Below are 17,768 nucleotides of genomic sequence, written 5' to 3' on the forward strand. Positions count from 1 at the left end.
TGCGGGTGTCGAACCCTATCAGATCAACCGGCCAAGATAATTGTCGCTGGACCGGTCAAGTTAATTGTCGCTCTATAATCACACGATTAGCCAGGTGGAGTTCCAGGAAATAGTAGCGGGCATCGAAGACCGTATCCCCTCCCTGACGGATCGCCAAGTAGCCTATGAGTTCATGCGTTTGTTGGGGTCAGTATCTAATGGTCATAACTTTATTGTGCCGGCCTTCGGAGCGAAAGGGGCGTTTCAGCAGCTCCCTTTCCAGTTCTACTGGTTCTCAGGCGGCCTATACATTGTAGAGGCTAAAGAAGAGTACCGAGAATGGATTGGTTACAAGGTAACATCATTTGGCGCTACGTCCGTCGATGAAGCGCTAGTGCGAACCGGACGCGTAAATGCACGAGACAACGAGATGCAGCAGCGTTTGCTAGGCCCTTACTACCTGAGTCTACCGACAGTGCTGGAAGGCCTCGGTATCGTGGATGATAGCCGCGATATTACTCTGTCATTGGAAGGACCTTCCGGGGGGCGCGCAAAGATTGAACCTGCCCCCGTAACGCTCACCTTTTCTGGATTTCCAGTGCTGCCTCCCCCGACCAATGTAGCGCCGCCTACCTACTTGGCTAATCACAATGAGAACTATTGGGCCACGCTATTACCAGGAAGCAGAACACTGTTTGTTCAGGTCAATGCTATTCAGAACATGGCTTCTGAATCTCTTAATGACTTCAGCCTACGACTTCGAAGTAAACTGGCTAGCGAGCAGATTGATCATTTTGTATTGGATCTGCGGCATAACAGCGGAGGTAATGGTTCGCTTAATCCGCCCTTGTTATCCACCTTGGTTTTGTTCGAGGGTCTAAAGCCCGATGGTAAACTATTTGTGCTTATTGGGAGGAACACCTTTTCGGCGGCCCATACGTTGCTAGTGGACATCGACCGATTGACTGACGCAATCCTGGTGGGCGAGCCCTCGGGGTCTCGTCCAAACGCAATGAGCGAGTCTGGCTGGTTCCAGCTGCCTTACAGCGGTATAACGGGCATCGTTTCCTCGCAGTTCCATCAAAGTGGAGCTCCTGAAGATCATCGGATCTGGATCGCGCCTCATGTACCCGTTGACCTAACAGCCGTGCAATACTTCGAGGGCAGAGATCCGGCAATGGAAGCTGTAAATGAGATCATTGCGAGAGGAGAATAGCGTTTGTTAAGAGTGGATTCGAATCTTGGAACTGGTTACTCGTCTAGCACCGGCGCGGAAATGGCTGGCACCAGTAGCGGCGGCTGTTTGGAGCGCTATGAGTCAAAAGGAGTATAAATGAGCATCATAAGAATCTCGTTGGTTTTGGTTTGCTTGGCTGCGATCGCCGATGCCGCTTTCGCGTGCGGCTCTGACCGTCCGGTACTAAGCACGGAAAAAGAGGATGGAACGAAAATCGGCCTTTTCATCTCAATGAACCAGATTGAAAATACACCGGAATGGAACCCACAGGGCGGGGAGCCGCCTTTGAGCCTCTCAACTGCCTATCGCCTTGTGAAGGATTGGGGCAATCAAGAATACGCCCGATATGACAGCGTTGAAGTCGAAGGCTTGAGACTTACGCAGTATGGTTGTTCGCGAGTATCCGACCGTTGGTATTACGTAATCGAGTTGGCACCAGTGATTGATGGGAACAGATTGTGGGGTAGCGGGAACTGGGCAGCAGTTCTGATGGACGGCACCGTCATCGGGCCACGCGAATATTAGTTTATATCCAAGGGTCAACTTACCACGGCGTTGCATGATCAATCGCTGTAGTTCCCCCCGGTTTGATGCACATCTTTTGATAACTCCTCCATGCTGCTGCGCAATGGGATACTCAACCTGATCCCGCGCGCTCAAGTATCTGCCTGAACGACGCCCCGTCCGGCAACGTTCCGTACAAGCCTCCTGTATTTCCATTCAGCCGGCTCGCACAAAACGCTTCCGAAACCGCGTTGGCTTGGCTCGAAAGCAAAACGCGGGCCTGAAAGGCCAGCGCCATGGATTCGACCACGCGCCGGCCTGCAGCCTGAGCTTCCCAGGGATCTCCCGTGGTGAGAATGTTCATCTGTTGTTCGAGCGACTGCACATGCTGGTCGTATTCTCGATGAGCACCACTCACCTCCCGCAACTCATCCATGAATACATCCAGCACCTCCGGCTGCTTCTGAATTGCCCGGAACACATCCAGGCACTGGATGTTGCCGCTGCCTTCCCAGATTGCATTGATGGGCGCCTCCCGATACAGCCTCGGCATGATGCTGTCTTCGATGGCGCCGCGCCCGCCGATGCATTCCATGGCTTCGTAGGCGTGGCCGGGAGTGCGTTTGCAGATCCAGTATTTACCGATGGGCGCGAGCAGACGAAATAGAAGCCGCTCCCGTTCGTCGTGCTGGTTATCGAGGCAATGGGCAGCGCGCATGCTCATGGCCAGGGCCGCTTCACTTTCCAGTGCCAGGTCGGCGAGCACATTTTGCATGAGCGGCTGGTCGACGAGACGCTTGCCGAACGCTTCGCGGTGGCTTGCGTGGTGAATGGCCTGGGCAACGGCCTGACGCATTCCGGCGGCCGAAGCGACCATGCAGTCGAAGCGGGTGAGGGCGACCATTTCGATGATGTTGGGAACGCCGCGCCGTTCATCGCCGATCAGCCAGCCGTCGGCCCCGCGAAATTCCACTTCGGCGGAGGCGTTGGAAACGTTCCCCACTTTGTTTTTGAGTTGCTGGATTTCGATGGGGTTTTTTGAGTCGTCCGGGCGCCAGCGGGGCACGAGAAAACAGGAGAGGCCACCCGGCGCCTGAGCGAGAACCAGGAACGCGTCGCTCATGGGCGCGGAAAAGAAGTATTTGTGGCCGGTAATGGAGTAGAGCTCTCCGTGTCCACCGTTGATGGGTGTGGCGCGGGTGGTGTTGGCGCGTACGTCGGAGCCGCCCTGTTTTTCCGTCATGCCCATGCCGATGGTGACGCCGCGTTTTTGCGAGACGGGGACGTTGCGTGGATCGTAATGGCGGGCGGTCAGCAGTGGCTCCCACATCTCGGCGATTTTGGGCTCTTTGCGCAGGGTGGGCAGGGCGGCAAATGTCATGGTGAGCGGGCAGCCGTGGCCGGCTTCCACCTGGGCCTGCATGTAAACGTAGGCGGCGCGGGCCACATGGGCGCCCGGGCGCGGGTCGGTCCAGGGCAGCGAGTGGATGCCCTGGGAGATGGCCATATCCATCAACTGGTGGTAGGCAGGATGATAGTCCACCCTGTCGATGCGGAAGCCGCGCGGGTCATGGGTGCGCAGCCGCGGCGGGTTCTCGTTGGCTTGGAAGCCGAGCTGAATGGTATCCGCGCGGCCGCAGCGCTCGCCGTATTGTTGCAGGTCCGCGGTCGCCCATTGGGCTCTGGAACGTTCCACCGATTCAACCAGGGCCCGGTCGGAGGAGAAGAGATTGTAGTTTTCCAGCAGCGGCGGTTGATTGAAGACGTCGTGGGTCTGGGTCATCGGGAACTCCTCGGATTGTTTTTATTTATGAGTTCGGATCGGGGGCGATGGTTCGGAGCCGGGAGGTGCATTGGGGCATTACATTTGATGGGTCGTCGACGGGCCCTGGCCGAGTGCCGTTACTGTGATCCGGTTTGTTGGGTTACGGCCGTTGGCCTAACCCAACCTACAATACGGGGTGCGTACCTCGCGTGCCACCAATCATAGGGACGCCGGAATCGCACGATTTGTTGGGTTACGGCCGTTGGCCTAACCCAACCTACGGGTACGGGTCCGCGCCTAGCGTATCACTAATCGTAGGGGCGGGTGCTGGCGCCGGAACCGCGCGGGTGGGTGGGGGCGTCGCCGTGGAGCTCGATGCGGTCGACCACTTCCAGGACACCCGGAATGTACCAGGTATCGGCCAGGGCCACCTGCCGTTCTTCATCGCTGGCTACCGAGCCGGTGAGCACGACCACGCCTTCGGCACTGTCCGTGTGGATCTGGTCGGCGTGGACCAGGGGGTCCCGTTCGAAGGCGATGTGAATGGCCTCGGCGATTTCGTCGTCGTTGTCCGCCTCCGCGGGGGAAACGTTGAGTTTGTTTTCCACTGCGGCCGTGCCGTGTGTCCACCAGGCGAGGAGTTCGGCGATGCGTTTGTGGGCGAGGCTGGAAACGCGGCCCGTGAGGGTAACGCGGCCGTCGTCGATGAGCGCTTCGATCCAGTCCGCACCGCTGCCGGCGTCGTGAACCATGAGGCCGTCGCCCTGGGCGTCCACCACCAGCGTGGTGTCCGCAAATACCCGCTCCCCCTGTAACTGCTTTGCCAGGGCATCGCGAATCTCACGATCCTGCACAGCCTCCGTTGCCACCCGGAGTTCGTCGCTGACCGCCATGCGGCCCTCCGCAAACTGAAGCGCGTAATTCACCGCCAGTCGTTTGGCGATGATGTCTTCTGCGGTTCCGGACAGATGCAGGCGGCCTGCGTGTTCTTCCACTTCAATTGGAAATTCGTGGAGATTTATGCGTACGTCCCGCTCCAGCGCGGCTCGGGTTTCCCGGATCACTTCTTCGGAAATTGATGAGTCGGCCATTGCATCCCCCTTTGCGCCATACTGAATTTCTTACTCGGCCTTTCGACAGTTTCTGCCGCAAGCTGTGTTTAACTCCGGCGCCGTAAACGTCGAGAACCATTGAAGTCTCCTGCCGAGGAGTGCAGAGATAGTGCCAGCGCGGCGCACGGCCTCAGCCCTTTATGAGCAAAAACACCTCGACCTGTTAGCCACAGTAGGCGCCGGTTATGGAATAGAGCAATTGTGGCGAAGTCGCTCGGCGGGATAGAACCCTGGCGCATAAAGCTCACAATTATTTACCTGCCAGCCTTGCAGAGCTGTCCCAACGATCTAGGCTTGTAATAGGCGACCAATAATCTGACCGGAGTCAGGACCATAAAAAACGCCTATCCACTACTGCCGCCATGCGCGGCTTTGCCGGGAGAACACAAGTGTCCAGCGTCATCATCGTAGATTCCGCCTGCGACCTGCCCGAGAGGGTGGTCAATTCACGTTCGGTGGAAGTTATGCCACTGAATCTTATTATCGACGGACAGGACGTTCGGGACGTGTTCACGACCAGTGAGCGCCTGCGCATGATTCAGGAGGGAGCCATCGACCTGAAACGGGAGGTGGACACCCGTCCGGCCACCCGCGATCAGATTGTGGACTTTCTGGTGAGTCGCATTCTGCCCAATTACGACTTTGCGATCGTCCAGACGGTGGCTCGTTCACGCAGCCCGCAGTACGAGATGTGGCAGGAGGTCAATACCGCCTTTGCGGCCCAGTACCGCAAGTACCGCAACACCGATCGGCCGTTCACCCTGCGCATCATGGATTCCGGGGCCATGTTCACCGGGCAGGGGCTTATGGCATTGAACACCATCCACCTGGGCCAGCGCGGCGTGTCGCGGCGCGAGCTTCTGGAAGGAAGCAAGCAGATCACCGATCACATTCAATCCTACTCGGCGCCCGTGGACCTTCATTACCTGCGCGAGCGCGCGCGCAAGAAGGGCGACCGGACGATTGGCGCCTTTGCCGCTCTGCTGGGCAAGGCATTGAACATCTCCCCGGTGGTGTTCGGCGGTCAGAACCGCACCGAGGCGGTGGGCAAGGTGAAGGGCCACAAGAATGCAGTCGCTCAGATGGTTGGCCACGCCATGCGCTGTATCGAACGGGGACTGCAGACACCGCTGATCAGCATCGCCTACGCCGGGCCTCTGGAGGAGCTTGAGAATTATCCTGCGGTGGCAGAGCTGAAGGAGTTTGCTGCACAGTACGGTGTGAAGGTGGTCACCAGTGTCCACACCCTCACAGCCACCATCAACATGGGCCCGGGAACATTTTCGCTGGCGGTGGCGCCTGCCGACGCGGATTACCGACTGCGGATCGAATAGGCGGATCGTGCCGGGGACCGGTCGGGGCGTTCAACCGTCCTCCGGCTCCACTACCAGTTTGCGCAGCGTTCTTTCCAGCGATTTCAGATCCACAGGCTTGGTCAGGTGGTCGTCGAATCCGGCCGCCGCCGTACGGCGCCGGTCTTCCGGCTGGCCGTAGCCCGTGAGCGCCACGAGGCGAGCCTGGGACAATGCCGGGTCCCGGCGAATGGCCCGCGCCAGTTCGAAACCGCTCATGCCCGGCAGGCCCAGGTCGCACAGCACAAGGTCTGCTTCGGACTCCCATAACCTGCTGAGTGCCTGGGCGGCGTTCTCCGCCAGACGGACGTGGTGCCCCTGCAAAGTGAGCAGATCACAGAGGGTCTGCCCCGCATCCTGGTTGTCCTCCACGATGAGAATACGCTGTGGGGCCAGGGGTTCTTCCACTTCGGGCGGGTACGATGACGGAGGGGCGGTGCTGATGGGCAGGCGCACCACGAACTCGGCGCCGCGCCCCGGGCCCTCACTGGTGACTTCGATGCGGCCCTGGTGCAGTTCCACCAGCCCCTTGACCAGCGCGAGGCCAAGCCCGAGGCCGCCGGTAGCGCGGGCGATGTCCTGTTCCTCCTGGTAAAAGGCCTCAAAGATTCGCCCCAGCATCTGGGGACGGATGCCCACCCCGGTATCGCGTACACGCACCAGCGCCCACTCGCCCTGCGACTCCAGGCGCACGGTGATCTGTCCGCGGGGCTCGCTGAACTTGATGGCATTGCCCATCAGGTTGTCGAACACCTGGGCCAGGCGCACCGGATCTCCGGAAACCCACAAGGGTTGGCCCGGCTGCACCTGCTTCAACACCAGGTGGCGCGCTTCCACATGGGCGTTGCGGTCCTGCAACACCCCCTCCACCACTGTGCGAAGGTCCAGCACCTGGGTGTTCAGGTCAATTTTGCCGCGAGCGATTCGGGACGCCTCCAGCAGGCCGTCAATGAGCCGTGCCATGTGGGTGGTCTGGCGCTCCAACACCTCCGAGGCCCGGCGCAGGCCAGGGTCCGCCACCGGAGCCCGCTTGATCAATTCGGTGGCGTTGCGTACCGCGGCGAGCGGGTTGCGCAGTTCGTGCCCCAACATGGCCAGGTACTCGTCCTTGCGCCGGTCGGACTCGCGCAGCCGCTCCTCGCTTTCCCGCAGTTCGCTCTGCACCCGCACCTGGTCGGTGATATCCCGGAAGATGTGCGCCGCGCCCACGGAGCGACCCTGGGGGTTGCGAATGGGGTTGAAGCGCAGGTCGTAGACCCGCTTCTCGGCAGGGCTGGGGCCGAAGTCAATCTGGGTCCGGAAGGATTCGCCCGCGAGCGCCCGGCCCCAGAGATGCCTGGCCTTGCGTTGTTCTTCCGGCCAGGGCGCCATGGCCTCCAGGATGCTGGTGCCTTCTTCAATGTCGCAGCGCCAGAGTTTCAGAAACTCCTGATGGTAAGCGTCGTTGAAATAGAGGAAGCGGAAGTCGTTGTCCAGGGCCGCGATCAAATCCTCGCTGCCGCGGGTGATGCCCTCAAGCAGGCCCAGTACACGCAGCAGTTCGTCCTCGGCACATTTGCGCTCGGTGATGTCGCGGAACAGGGTGGCGACTTTGCGATCGGCCGGGTCGCCGACCCGGAAGGCGTCGATCTCGAACCAGCGATCCAGTTGGCGAGAATACTCCACCAGACGCTCGGCTTTGCCAGTCTCCGCGACCCGGCCGAATATCTTGAACCAGGCGCGGTCCATGTCCGGCGCCACGTCCAGCGCCGTGGCGCCTGTGGCGTGTTCCAGACCGGTGTGGCGGGCAAATGCGGGATTGGTTTCCAGGTAGCGGTAGTTAACCGATCGCTGCTGTGCGTCGAACAGCACCTGAACGATGCAAAAGCCCTCGTCGATGGCCTCGAACAGTTTGCGGTAACGCTGCTCGCTCTCGCGGAGGTGGCGGGTACGCTCGCGCACCTTTTCTTCCAGTTGCTCGTTCGCTTTTTCGAGCGCCTGCTCCAGCGCCTTGCGTTGGCTGATGTCCCGGGACACGCCAACCACATAGGCCGGCCCTCCGCTGCCGTCCAGCATGGGACTGAAGCTGTAGCTGTAATGGGCCATGCCCCGGCCCGGGCCGCCGTAATCGATTTCACCAGTGATGGATTGTCCGGTTTCCAGAACGGCTTCGATCTGCCTGCTGAGAATCGCGGCAACCGGCATCGTCGGCGCCAGGTCCATGAGCGTTTTCCCGAGGTACTGATCGCGGGATTTTCCCAGAAGTTCTTCCAGCGCAGCGTTGGCGTAGACGATGCGGTGGGCAGCATCCCACACGCAAACGTGAACGTGCAGGTGGGCCATGATACTGTCGAGAAAACCCGCCTCGCGGTCCGGCTCGACGGTCGGCTTACCTGGGGACATCGCTGGCTCCTTTGGGATGAACCTTCGCCGGATCTGCTGGCGGAGCAATGTGGCTGCCGCAGGGCTTGTTTCCGGCTGGGAGTTATTCTTTTTTGTCCGTGTTTTGCTGTGTGCAGATGTTGTTGGTGCACGTACGCTGCTCCGCTCCATACGGCAGCGTTTCCCATTCCGAGGACGGCAGCCGGTCCCTGGCGACCCAGGCGTCTATATTAGCAGCAATGAAAAATCCGGTGACAGCCGCAACAGGCCGGACCGACAATTTGGTGGCGAACGGACGATTTTTGTGACGAGCCTTGCACGGACATGGGTGCTTCAACGGCGCCCAGGTGCTTCGTGTAGGAAGATAGTCGGAGTCTTTGCCGGCTTCCCGCTTCAACGCTACCGGTCTTGGGCGGCCAGAGCGTTCGCCAACAAGTGGGCGTTGGGGCTTGCCACTCCCTGGCGCAGCACCCGTTCCGGGTCGACGTCCCGGCCGTAGTATTCACGATTGGCGCCGCTGTCCCAGATAAGATTGTTGAGGCCCAGCGCGAGCTCACCGAGCAGGCCATCGGTATCCATCCATAAAATCAGATCAGCCGTGGCCGTGAGCTCCCCGCGCGCGCGTGCGGACCACTCGATCACCGAGAAGCCTGCATCGGCGCTGAGACTGAAATTGTTGTCTTTCGTGAAGCTGTCCAGCGCGCGGTCACTGGTTAACACCATGGCCATGGACCCCGCTTCAATCCCTAGCTGCAGACCCGCGCTCAGGCTTCCCAGGTGGTAGAAGGCCGGGTGAGTCCATTCACCGCCCTGTCGCAAAAGCAGGACGGCGTCGCCGCCCGCGGCGCCGATCACCAGGGCCGCGCTCGCGTAGTTGGGAACGACGAGTACGCCATGGGACTCTTCCAGCAGATGGCGCAAATCGGGGTCGGACTTCATTTCCCGCAGCACTTCGGCCATTGCGCGGAGTTTTTCGCCAGGGCCGATTTCGGGGATGGACTCCTGTTCAGTAACCGTCGGGCTATCGACAAACGGTCCGTCATTCGCCTGTGCGGCAACAAGCGCAGAGCAAAAGCATGGAGCTGCAACGAGCAGGCGCCAATACAAGCTTCTTAAGCAGAACATTGGCTGGGACCGAGTGGATGATTGGGAGCGGTGTCGAGCAATGGCCGTGCCCGTGTGTGATCCGCTACACAATATTGTCGGTGGTAACCTCGTAAAGGTCGCCCTCGCCGGTTTCGAAAGCCGTGATGTTCGCGAGTGTCGTATCAGCGATGGCCGTCAACGCTTCGCGGGTAAAGAACCCCTGGTGACCCGTGATCAGAACATTGGGGAAGGTCAGCAGCCGCATGAACGCATCGTCCTGGATCACTTTGTCACTGAGATCGCTGAAGAATAAATCTTCTTCCTCCTCGTAAACGTCCAGTCCGAGATAGCCGATTTTGCCGCTTTTGATGTTCTTGATGACGGCACGAGTGTCGATGATTCTGCCACGACTGGTATTGATCAGCATTATGCCTTCTTTCATCTGAGCAATGGCCTCATCGTTGATCATATGATGGGTTTGGGGCACCAGCGGACAATGCAGAGAGATGATATCGGCTTCTCGGTATAACTCCGGCAGCGTCAGATAATCTACTTGTTTTTGCAGGTTCGGGTCGGGATTTGGATCGTAGGCCAACACGCGACAGCCCAGGCCCAGCATTATTCGGGCGAAAATGGCGCCGATTCTTCCAGTTCCTATCACGCCCACGGTTTTTCCGAAAAGATCGAACCCCAGCAACCCGTCCAGGGCAAAGTTGCCTTCCCGAACGCGGTTGAACGCGCGAAACGTCTTGCGGTTGAGGCTCAGGATTAACGCAAGCGCATGTTCCGCCACTGCATGGGGCGAATAGGCCGGAACACGGGTAACAGTGATTCCCAGTGCCTTTGCACATTTCAGATCCACATTGTTGAAGCCCGCAGAGTGCAACGCGATTAAACGTGTTCCATGCTGCGACAGTGATCGCAGTACGGGTTCGTTCATATGATCGTTGACGAAAGCACACACCGCGGGAAAATTGACGGCAAGTGATGCCGTCTCTGGAGACAGCCTGGCCTCGAAAAAACTGATGTCGTGGCGCAAGCCCCGGTTGCGAACGCGGAAATACTCCCGGTCGTAGGCTTTGGTACTGAACATGGCCACTTTCACGGGACGGACCTCCTTGTGGCAGCCGGCGTTTGTGCAATCCGGTCTGTAATTCTTTCAGGCGGTAAGGCGGACTGCCGGAGCCGGCGGTTGGCCGGATGGCGGAGCTGCAACTGATCATCGCCGATCGTCGTCGTGACCCACTTGGTATGCAACTTGGACTCCCGCACGTGACCCTGAGCTTCAATCATCAGACGAGGTAGACAATGGAACTTGCAACCAGCCGCGAGCGGGTCAAAAGCCAGACTCCCGCCCACATCAATCAACGCATCGAAATGATGACCCGCTCGTCCATCGAATACTACCGACAACACCCGGAGGAAATTCCTCAGCGCTTGCGCGTGCTCGACGAGGAATGGGACGTGGAGCGCGCACTGGAAACCAACGCCTCCTCTTTGATTCTTGCGGGCCTCGGGGCCGGCTTCCTGTTCAGCCGCAAGTTTCTGGTGCTACCCGTGGCGGTGAGCGGGTTTCTGCTCCAGCACGGTCTCCAGGGATGGTGCCCGCCCCTCCCGATACTGCGGCGCATGGGCTTTCGCACTCGGATGGAGATCGAGGAGGAGCGCCAGGCGCTCACGTCAATACAGTCGGGAGGCAGTTCGGAAACCCACTGAACGAAACGCGCTTACGAAACCAACGGGCCAGGCGCCGCGCCGAGCCCTGTACCCCTTCACCCGGCGAGCAATTCAGGTATGATGGCCGCTGCCGGCCTTCCGGCCCATCATCCCTGAGTTGCAAGCCGAAATCCCTATGCCCTCGAACTCCGCCGTCAAGGCCAAGCCTCTGTTTTCCTATCCCAAATACTGGGCCGAATGCTTCGGACCCGCGCCTTATCTGCCCATGTCCCGCGCGGAAATGGACGAGCTCGGCTGGGACAGTTGCGACATCATTGTGGTCACGGGCGATGCCTATGTGGATCACCCCAGTTTCGGGATGGCGGTGATCGGGCGATTCCTGGAGGCCCAGGGCTTTCGAGTGGGCATCATCGCCCAGCCGGACTGGCGCAACACCGCCGATTTCATGGCCCTTGGCAGGCCCAACCTCTTCTTTGGGGTGACCGGCGGCAATATGGACTCTCTCATCAACCGCTATACCGCGGACCTGCGGCTGCGCAGTGACGACGCCTACACACCGGGCGGAGAAGGGGGCAAGCGTCCGGATCGCTCGGTCATCGTTTACAGTCAAAAATGCAAGGAGGCCTACAAGGACGTTCCCATCGTTATCGGTGGGATCGAGGCGAGCCTGCGTCGTATCGCCCAATACGACTATTGGAGCAACGAGGTGCGCCGCTCGATTCTGGTGGATTCGGGCGCTGACATTCTTCTGTACGGTAATGCGGAGCGTGCGATTGCAGAGGTTGCTCACGAGCTGGCGCTTGGCAAGCCTGTCGACGGTTTGACATCCATCCGCGGCACTGCGGTGTTGCGCAGCAAAACGCCCGGCGGCTGGACCGAGATCGATTCGACCCGTATCGACTGGCCCAGCAAAATCGATCAGATTCCCAATCCCTACGAGTTCGACCACAACAGCGCCTCTGCCTGCGCCAGCGACAAGGCGACAAAAGAAACGGATGATGGAGCCGAACCGGTTCGCATCATTCCCATGCCCCTGCACCGCAAGGAGGACTGGGACGCGGCCAGGGCCGTCATTCGCCTGCCGTCCTTCGAGAAGGTGCGCAAGGATGCCGCCTTGTACGCGCACGCCTCGCGAATCCTCCACCAGGAATCCAATCCCTACAACGCCAAGCCCCTGGTGCAGCGCCACGGCACCCAGGAAGTCTGGATCAACCCGCCGCCCATTCCCCTGGAAACCGAGGAACTGGACGGGGTGTTCGATCTGCCCTACACCCGGCGACCACACCCCAGTTACGGGGACGCGAAGATCCCCGCCTACGAGATGATTCAGACCTCGGTCAACATCATGCGAGGCTGTTTCGGGGGCTGCACCTTCTGCTCTATCACCGAACACGAAGGTCGAATCATTCAGAGCCGCTCCCAGGAGTCCATTCTGCGCGAGATCGAACAGATCCGCGACCAGGTTCCCGGATTCAAGGGGACCATATCGGACCTGGGCGGCCCCACCGCCAACATGTACCGCCTGCACTGCAAGAGCCAGGAGATCCTCAGCAACTGCAAGCGTTTGTCCTGCGTGTATCCGGGCATCTGCAAGAACCTGCAGACCAGTCACAAGCACACCACCGAACTGTATCGCGAAGCGCGGAAGATTCCCGGCGTCAAGCGCATTGCCATCGCCTCCGGCTTGCGCTACGACCTGGCCGTGGAGGACCCGGAATACGTGAAGGAGCTGGTTACCCACCACGTGGGCGGCTATCTGAAGATCGCGCCGGAGCACAGTGAAGACAACGTGCTCAACAAGATGATGAAGCCGGGAATGGGCACCTATGATGCGTTCAAGCGGATGTTCGAGAAGTACAGCCGGGAAGCGGGCAAAAAGCAGTACCTGATTCCCTACTTCATTGCCGGGCACCCAGGCTGTGAAGACGAAGATATGCTGAACCTTGCGCTCTGGTTGAAGGAGAACAACTTCCGGGTCGATCAGGTGCAAACGTTTTACCCGTCGCCTATGGCGCTGGCGACCGCCATGTATTTTTCCGAACGCAATCCCTTGCGCAAACTATCCTATAAATCGGAAAAGATTTTCGTTGCCAAGGAACTGGATCGTCGACGCCTGCAAAAGGCCTACTTGCGTTACCACGACGAAAAAGGCTGGGATCGTATTCGTCAGTCGTTGATCACCATGGGACGCCCTGACCTGATTGGGGACGGCCCCAAGGCACTGGTTCCCCCTGCAGGCGACAAACCGAAACATCGCAGCGGACGCAAGCAGGTCGCGCGTGGAGGAAAGCTGGCCTTCCCCGGCAAGAAGCGCCGCAAACGCTGACGGCGATTGACAGCATATTCGGCATCAAGCACGTACAGAAAAAGGGCCCGAGGGGCCCTTTTTTGATAGTGGTGCAGTCTGTTGCACAAAAGCTTAGTCGTAATTACAGGTATCGCGGTACTCCGAGATCGCGTACGGCGCTTCGTGGTTGGGTCCGCACAGGAACTGATCGTAACGACGATCCAGGTCGATGAAGCGCTTCATCCACGAGACACCGTATTTGCCCAGGATGTCCTTGTCGGAGTTGCTGGAATTCGCGCAGTAGTGGCTGCCGTTGTTGATCTCCAGGAAGGCCTTGTCCGTACTCGAGGGGATGTCGTAGTAGAACGGCGAGGCGTGACTGCTGACCGGTGCGATCGTGTCGTTTTCACAGGCAATGATCAGAGTCGGCGTGGTGATCTCGTCGAAGTCGTTAAAGCCGCTGTACCAGGGCGCCTGGGGAATGGCGGCCATCAGAGACGGATCGTCCGAGGCGAGCTTGAGAGCGCCGCCACCGCCCATGGACCAACCGATTACGCCGCGACGGTTGGGGTCCACCATGCCGGAGATCGCGCTGCTGCTGGATTCGCTCTCGTCAATTACGTAGTTGAGCGCGGCTTCCAGTTGCTCGGCACGGCTGTCGGGCTGGTCAAAGCCGGAGTTCGTGTCAATGGTAATCACCACGAAGCCGTGCGACGCGATGCGCGGCCCCCACCATTTGATGTCGGATTCCGAAGACACATAGCCGGGCACAACGGCAATCACCCCCATGGTGCCACTGGTGCCGCGCGGGTAGTGAATCGTTCCACCTCCGAACCCGCTTACGAAGGACGAAACGTTGATTGTGCTCACCGAGTAGGGGCCGGAGCTGGCTTCCAGGGAGGATACGGTGGGATCGGGACCGCGTTCGTAGCCGCAATCAGTATCGCAGGGGTCTGGATCCGGGTCCGGGTCCGTGATGGCGTGAACGCTGAACGACAGGCAGAGCGCCGCCGTTGCCAGCATCACCTTTTCCCAAATGCTTTTCTTCATAAAGATCACCCTTTTTTAGTTCGTTATGGTTTTTCTAGAGTTCGGTAGACCCGAAGGTCCAACCGATCGCTTATCTTGTTCATAGCTTTCTTATTGTTATAGGCCCGCTGTGCGACAAGACGAAGCGCAACCACCAGCGAGGTAGGAAATCTAGCACGGAGACTTGCACCGCTCTTTCACGAATCAGCACTTTGCACTCGGAGATGGGTCCTGTGTGTTGTCTGTCGGGTAGCGAATTGCGCAGAATAGGCGTTCGCTTTGCGACAGTGTTCAGCGCGAGCTGCTTCAACGTCGCCAACCATCCGGAGGCATGCGTATGGAACTCAGAGTCAAAGGCGCGGGGGTTGCCGTGATTGCGACGGTGGGCCTGTTCGCTATTGTCCTCGGATTTCTGGGGTTATCATCGTTGTGGGAGGATGTCCCTGGCGCCACTACGGTCAGCGTGGATCAACCTTCTTCCCGCTCGCTCACCCTTCCCCCGGAGAACACACTCGGTCATCAGTGGCGATGGGAAAACTTTCCCGACCGTGATAATAGGGCGATCGCGACGGAAGACGCGGAAGAAGAATCCGTGGAGGCTGTGGCCTTTGACGTGCCGTATATCTATGAAGCGCTGCAGTCTGTTCGCCTCGATGACGCCGGGAATGTGGTGACGGACGAGCTCACGTTAAAAGCGCTGCGAGACGCTTTCGCGTACCAGCGCCTGGACTTGAACAGCGTGCAAATGGAGGAACTGAAGGACCTCATTCGCCTCGGGCTGCCCGGGCTTCCCGGCGAACAAACGGCTGACCTCGTTGGCCGGTACCACGACTTCCTGCAAGCCAGGAAGGACTTTGATGCCTTGTACACAGAGCCCGGTATGGCAGCAAGTCTTGAACAACAGTTTGCGGACCTGCAGGCGCTTCGGGAGCTGTACTTCGGCCCTGAGGTGAGCGCGAAGCTCTTCGCCAGGGAGAATCGCGACGCACACTACATGCTGGCGAGCATGCAACTTGCGCGCGACGAATCCCTGTCTCCCGACGAACGAGTGGAAAAACAGCAGGAGATCGCCGAGCGTTACGAGCAAATCCATCCTGACAAAACCCGCGAGGCCGATGGACCGAACGCCTCCGACGACGAGCGCAATCCGTGAAAGCCGTGGAGCGGCCCCGGTACATTGTTGCGGTGCTGCTGGTGTCCGCTGTCGCCCTGCGGCTCGCCACTCTTTACCCATGGCCGGACGGCTCACCAATGAGCCCCGACAGCGCAGTGCAGGATCGCTGGCAGTTCGATTTCGCAGCGATCGAAGCACGCTTCGCAAAGCGGCTTTCCGGTGCGGAGCTTGTTGTTGACCGGGAACTGGCGCGGGACCTGGAGCACGCTTGCAATGTTCTGGGAACGAGCGGGTCAGACGACTCCGCCGCGCGAGCGGCCTTTCTTTTTGCGAAGAGCTTCCCCCGCCACGGAGAGGAGCTGGCTGAGGTTTTTTCCGCTATGTGCCGTTATCGCAAGGCAGTGGAGCACCTGAGGAATACAACCCCCGGGAATAGTTTGATAGAGGCGGTGACATTGTTTGAACAGAGCCAGGCTCTCCAGCGAGAGTATTTCGGGGAAGTCGCTGCCCGCAAACTGTTTGACCGACAGAATTCGGTAACAAGCTACTTGCTAACCCGGCGCGTGCGCGACCTCGATTCCGGGCTGAGCGCCGCCGAGCGCGACGGAGCCCTGGCGCGGCTCGGAGTAACTGAACCGTGAACCTGACCTGGTTTGGAGAGCGCTTCACCGGGGGCATGCCAGAGGCCCGGCCCGGCACACGGGCAATTCTCGCGCTGGCGGCGGGGGTCTTGCTGGGGCTGAGCTACAACGAACCCGGGGCATTCTGGCTCGCGTGGTTCGCCTTTGTGCCCATGCTCTTCGCGATTAATAGTCAGAGTCTCCGGGCCAGTTACGGCTTCGGCCTTTTGGCCGGCCTCGGTTACCACACTACTGCGATGCCCTGGGTCGTGGACTTTCTGATGCTGTTCAAAGGTGCGGACGGCGGCCGCAGCTTCCTGATGGCCCTCCTGTTCTGGCTCGGTTCCGCGCAGCTCCTGGCCTTGCTTTGCGTTGCCTACACCGGCCTGCGGCGGTGGTTGCCGAGAGCGGAGCTGGCACTGTTCCCCCTGCTGGCTGTGGTCTTCTACGCCCACTTTCCAGCACTGTTCAATGTTCAACTCGGGGAGAGCCAGGCGGGGTTTCTGCCGGCCTTGCAAGGGGTCGCCCTCACCGGTGTACACGGTCTGGACTTTATGCTGGCGCTCAGCAACATTGTGGTGTTCCTCTGGCTACAGGACATGGTCCGACCGGTGCGGGCTGACCAGTTCTCGATTGCCGGCGTCCTGCTGGCGGGGTGGTTCGGTTATGGCCTGTGGAGCCTCGGGCAATGGGATGCCCAGGCGGACCAGTGGACGACCAGGACCATTGGCATCGTCCAGCCCAACAGCCCGCCTACCCTGAGCAAACCGCCCGTCGCGGCCGGATACAGCCGTGCCTACCCCCCGGAAATGGAGATGACCGAAACGCTGGCCGCAGCGGGCGCTGAACTGGTCATCTGGCCCGAGGGGCCCCAGCGGTTTTTCTTCGACGATAGGCGCATCCGGCAGGCCCATAAGGAGAACGTGGCCAAGCTGGGCACGAACCTGCTGCTACAGGACCAGGAGCGGACCGACACCGGCCTGCGCTTCAACAGCGCGACACTGATTGGCAGTGACGGCCGCGAACGACCCACTTATCGCAAGATCAAGCGCATCGCGTTTGGAGAATATCTGCCAACGGAAGCTTTTGCCCCAGTGGATTCCGTGCTGCGTTCCTATTTTGGTGATTTCGTCAGCGGGGTTGCTGCGGGTGAGAAGCGTCAAACCTATGAGGTGGCGGGGATGCGGATCGTTCCGCTGATTTGCTACGAAACCCTTTTCCCCGTGTTCACCGCGGAAGGGGTTCCGCAACGTGCGCAGGGCGCGCTGCTTGTGGGGCTGTCCAACGACTCCTGGTTCGGGGCCAGCCTTCAGCCGCTGCAGCATCTGCGAGCGTCGGTTTTGCGGGCGGTGGAGAACCGCCTGCCCCTCGTTCACGTACTGAACAACGGGCCGTCGGCCGCCGTGCTGCCCAGTGGGCGGGAGGTCTTTCGGTCACCGGCCGGTGTCGCGGGCGGCTTTCTGGTCCAGCTTCCCTATTCCGCCGAAGCCGGCGGCAGCATCTTCAGTCGCCATCCGCGATGGTTGCTTACCACTGTCTATTTCGCCCTCGGTCTGCTGCTGACGTCGCCACTGTGGCGGCGGAGGGGGACAGCACCGAACCTGCTCCGAGCGGACCGGGACGACTGACGACCCGATCTCTTTAG

The 17,768-nt window shown here is 59.8% G+C and carries 14 protein-coding genes; 8 read left to right on the top strand and 6 right to left on the bottom strand.

The genetic code is table 11. The annotated features are described in order from the left end of the window. Positions 1 to 64: 64 nt before the first annotated feature. On the top strand, positions 65 to 1,195 hold the full coding sequence (locus ACURWW_RS15425) for a hypothetical protein (protein ID WP_445617801.1): 1,131 nt from the start codon (positions 65 to 67) through the stop codon (positions 1,193 to 1,195). Between the two features lie 117 nt (positions 1,196 to 1,312). Beyond that, positions 1,313 to 1,741, top strand: coding sequence for a hypothetical protein (locus ACURWW_RS15430; protein ID WP_445617802.1), 429 nt, complete (start codon positions 1,313 to 1,315; stop codon positions 1,739 to 1,741). A 112-nt stretch (positions 1,742 to 1,853) separates the two neighbouring features. Here ACURWW_RS15430 and ACURWW_RS15435 read toward each other — a convergent pair whose 3' ends face one another. Further along, complete coding sequence (locus ACURWW_RS15435) at positions 1,854 to 3,503, bottom strand: isovaleryl-CoA dehydrogenase (protein WP_445617803.1); 1,650 nt, start codon at positions 3,501 to 3,503, stop codon at positions 1,854 to 1,856. Between the two features lie 290 nt (positions 3,504 to 3,793). Further along, positions 3,794 to 4,576: a BON domain-containing protein gene (locus tag ACURWW_RS15440; RefSeq protein ID WP_445617804.1), complete on the bottom strand. Its 783-nt coding sequence runs from the start codon at positions 4,574 to 4,576 to the stop codon at positions 3,794 to 3,796. 410 nt (positions 4,577 to 4,986) lie between these two features. Here ACURWW_RS15440 and ACURWW_RS15445 point away from each other — a divergent pair, with 410 nt between their 5' ends. Beyond that, positions 4,987 to 5,931 (top strand): DegV family protein, encoded by a 945-nt coding sequence (locus ACURWW_RS15445; protein ID WP_445617805.1) that lies wholly within the window; start codon positions 4,987 to 4,989, stop codon positions 5,929 to 5,931. Between the two features lie 30 nt (positions 5,932 to 5,961). Here ACURWW_RS15445 and ACURWW_RS15450 read toward each other — a convergent pair whose 3' ends face one another. The 3 genes from ACURWW_RS15450 to ACURWW_RS15460 form a co-directional block, all read right to left on the bottom strand. Further along, on the bottom strand, positions 5,962 to 8,331 hold the full coding sequence (locus ACURWW_RS15450; protein ID WP_445617806.1) for a PAS domain-containing protein: 2,370 nt from the start codon (positions 8,329 to 8,331) through the stop codon (positions 5,962 to 5,964). Between the two features lie 378 nt (positions 8,332 to 8,709). Beyond that, the gene (locus tag ACURWW_RS15455; protein WP_445617807.1) at positions 8,710 to 9,270 is read right to left on the bottom strand and encodes a lipid-binding SYLF domain-containing protein; all 561 of its coding nucleotides are present in this window, start codon (positions 9,268 to 9,270) and stop codon (positions 8,710 to 8,712) included. A 229-nt stretch (positions 9,271 to 9,499) separates the two neighbouring features. Next, on the bottom strand, positions 9,500 to 10,489 hold the full coding sequence (locus ACURWW_RS15460; RefSeq protein WP_445617867.1) for a 2-hydroxyacid dehydrogenase: 990 nt from the start codon (positions 10,487 to 10,489) through the stop codon (positions 9,500 to 9,502). Positions 10,490 to 10,704: 215 nt separating this feature from the next. Here ACURWW_RS15460 and ACURWW_RS15465 point away from each other — a divergent pair, with 215 nt between their 5' ends. Together ACURWW_RS15465 and ACURWW_RS15470 are read left to right on the top strand one after the other, a co-directional pair. Next, the gene (locus ACURWW_RS15465) at positions 10,705 to 11,112 is read left to right on the top strand and encodes a hypothetical protein (RefSeq protein ID WP_445617808.1); all 408 of its coding nucleotides are present in this window, start codon (positions 10,705 to 10,707) and stop codon (positions 11,110 to 11,112) included. 136 nt (positions 11,113 to 11,248) lie between these two features. Continuing rightward, positions 11,249 to 13,399 carry a YgiQ family radical SAM protein gene (locus tag ACURWW_RS15470; RefSeq protein WP_445617809.1) on the top strand — a complete coding sequence of 717 codons (2,151 nt, stop codon included), beginning with the start codon at positions 11,249 to 11,251 and terminating at the stop codon, positions 13,397 to 13,399. A 93-nt stretch (positions 13,400 to 13,492) separates the two neighbouring features. On the opposite strand, the gene ACURWW_RS15475 is transcribed toward ACURWW_RS15470, so the two are convergent. After that, entirely contained in the window at positions 13,493 to 14,410 is a 918-nt protein-coding gene (locus ACURWW_RS15475) for a dienelactone hydrolase family protein (RefSeq protein WP_445617810.1), read from the bottom strand. Positions 14,411 to 14,726: 316 nt separating this feature from the next. Here ACURWW_RS15475 and ACURWW_RS15480 point away from each other — a divergent pair, with 316 nt between their 5' ends. The 3 genes from ACURWW_RS15480 to lnt are packed head-to-tail and all read left to right on the top strand — an operon-like array spanning position 14,727 to position 17,751. Next, positions 14,727 to 15,542 (top strand): lipase secretion chaperone, encoded by an 816-nt coding sequence (locus tag ACURWW_RS15480; protein ID WP_445617811.1) that lies wholly within the window; start codon positions 14,727 to 14,729, stop codon positions 15,540 to 15,542. Then, on the top strand, positions 15,539 to 16,144 hold the full coding sequence (locus tag ACURWW_RS15485; RefSeq protein ID WP_445617812.1) for a lipase secretion chaperone: 606 nt from the start codon (positions 15,539 to 15,541) through the stop codon (positions 16,142 to 16,144). The genes ACURWW_RS15480 and ACURWW_RS15485 overlap by 4 nt, the downstream gene beginning before the upstream one ends. Continuing rightward, positions 16,141 to 17,751, top strand: coding sequence for an apolipoprotein N-acyltransferase (gene lnt / locus ACURWW_RS15490; RefSeq protein WP_445617813.1), 1,611 nt, complete (start codon positions 16,141 to 16,143; stop codon positions 17,749 to 17,751). Before ACURWW_RS15485 ends, lnt begins: the two co-directional genes overlap by 4 nt. Positions 17,752 to 17,768: the final 17 nt, after the last annotated feature.

The sequence above is a fragment of the Gilvimarinus sp. F26214L genome (assembly GCF_054401055.1).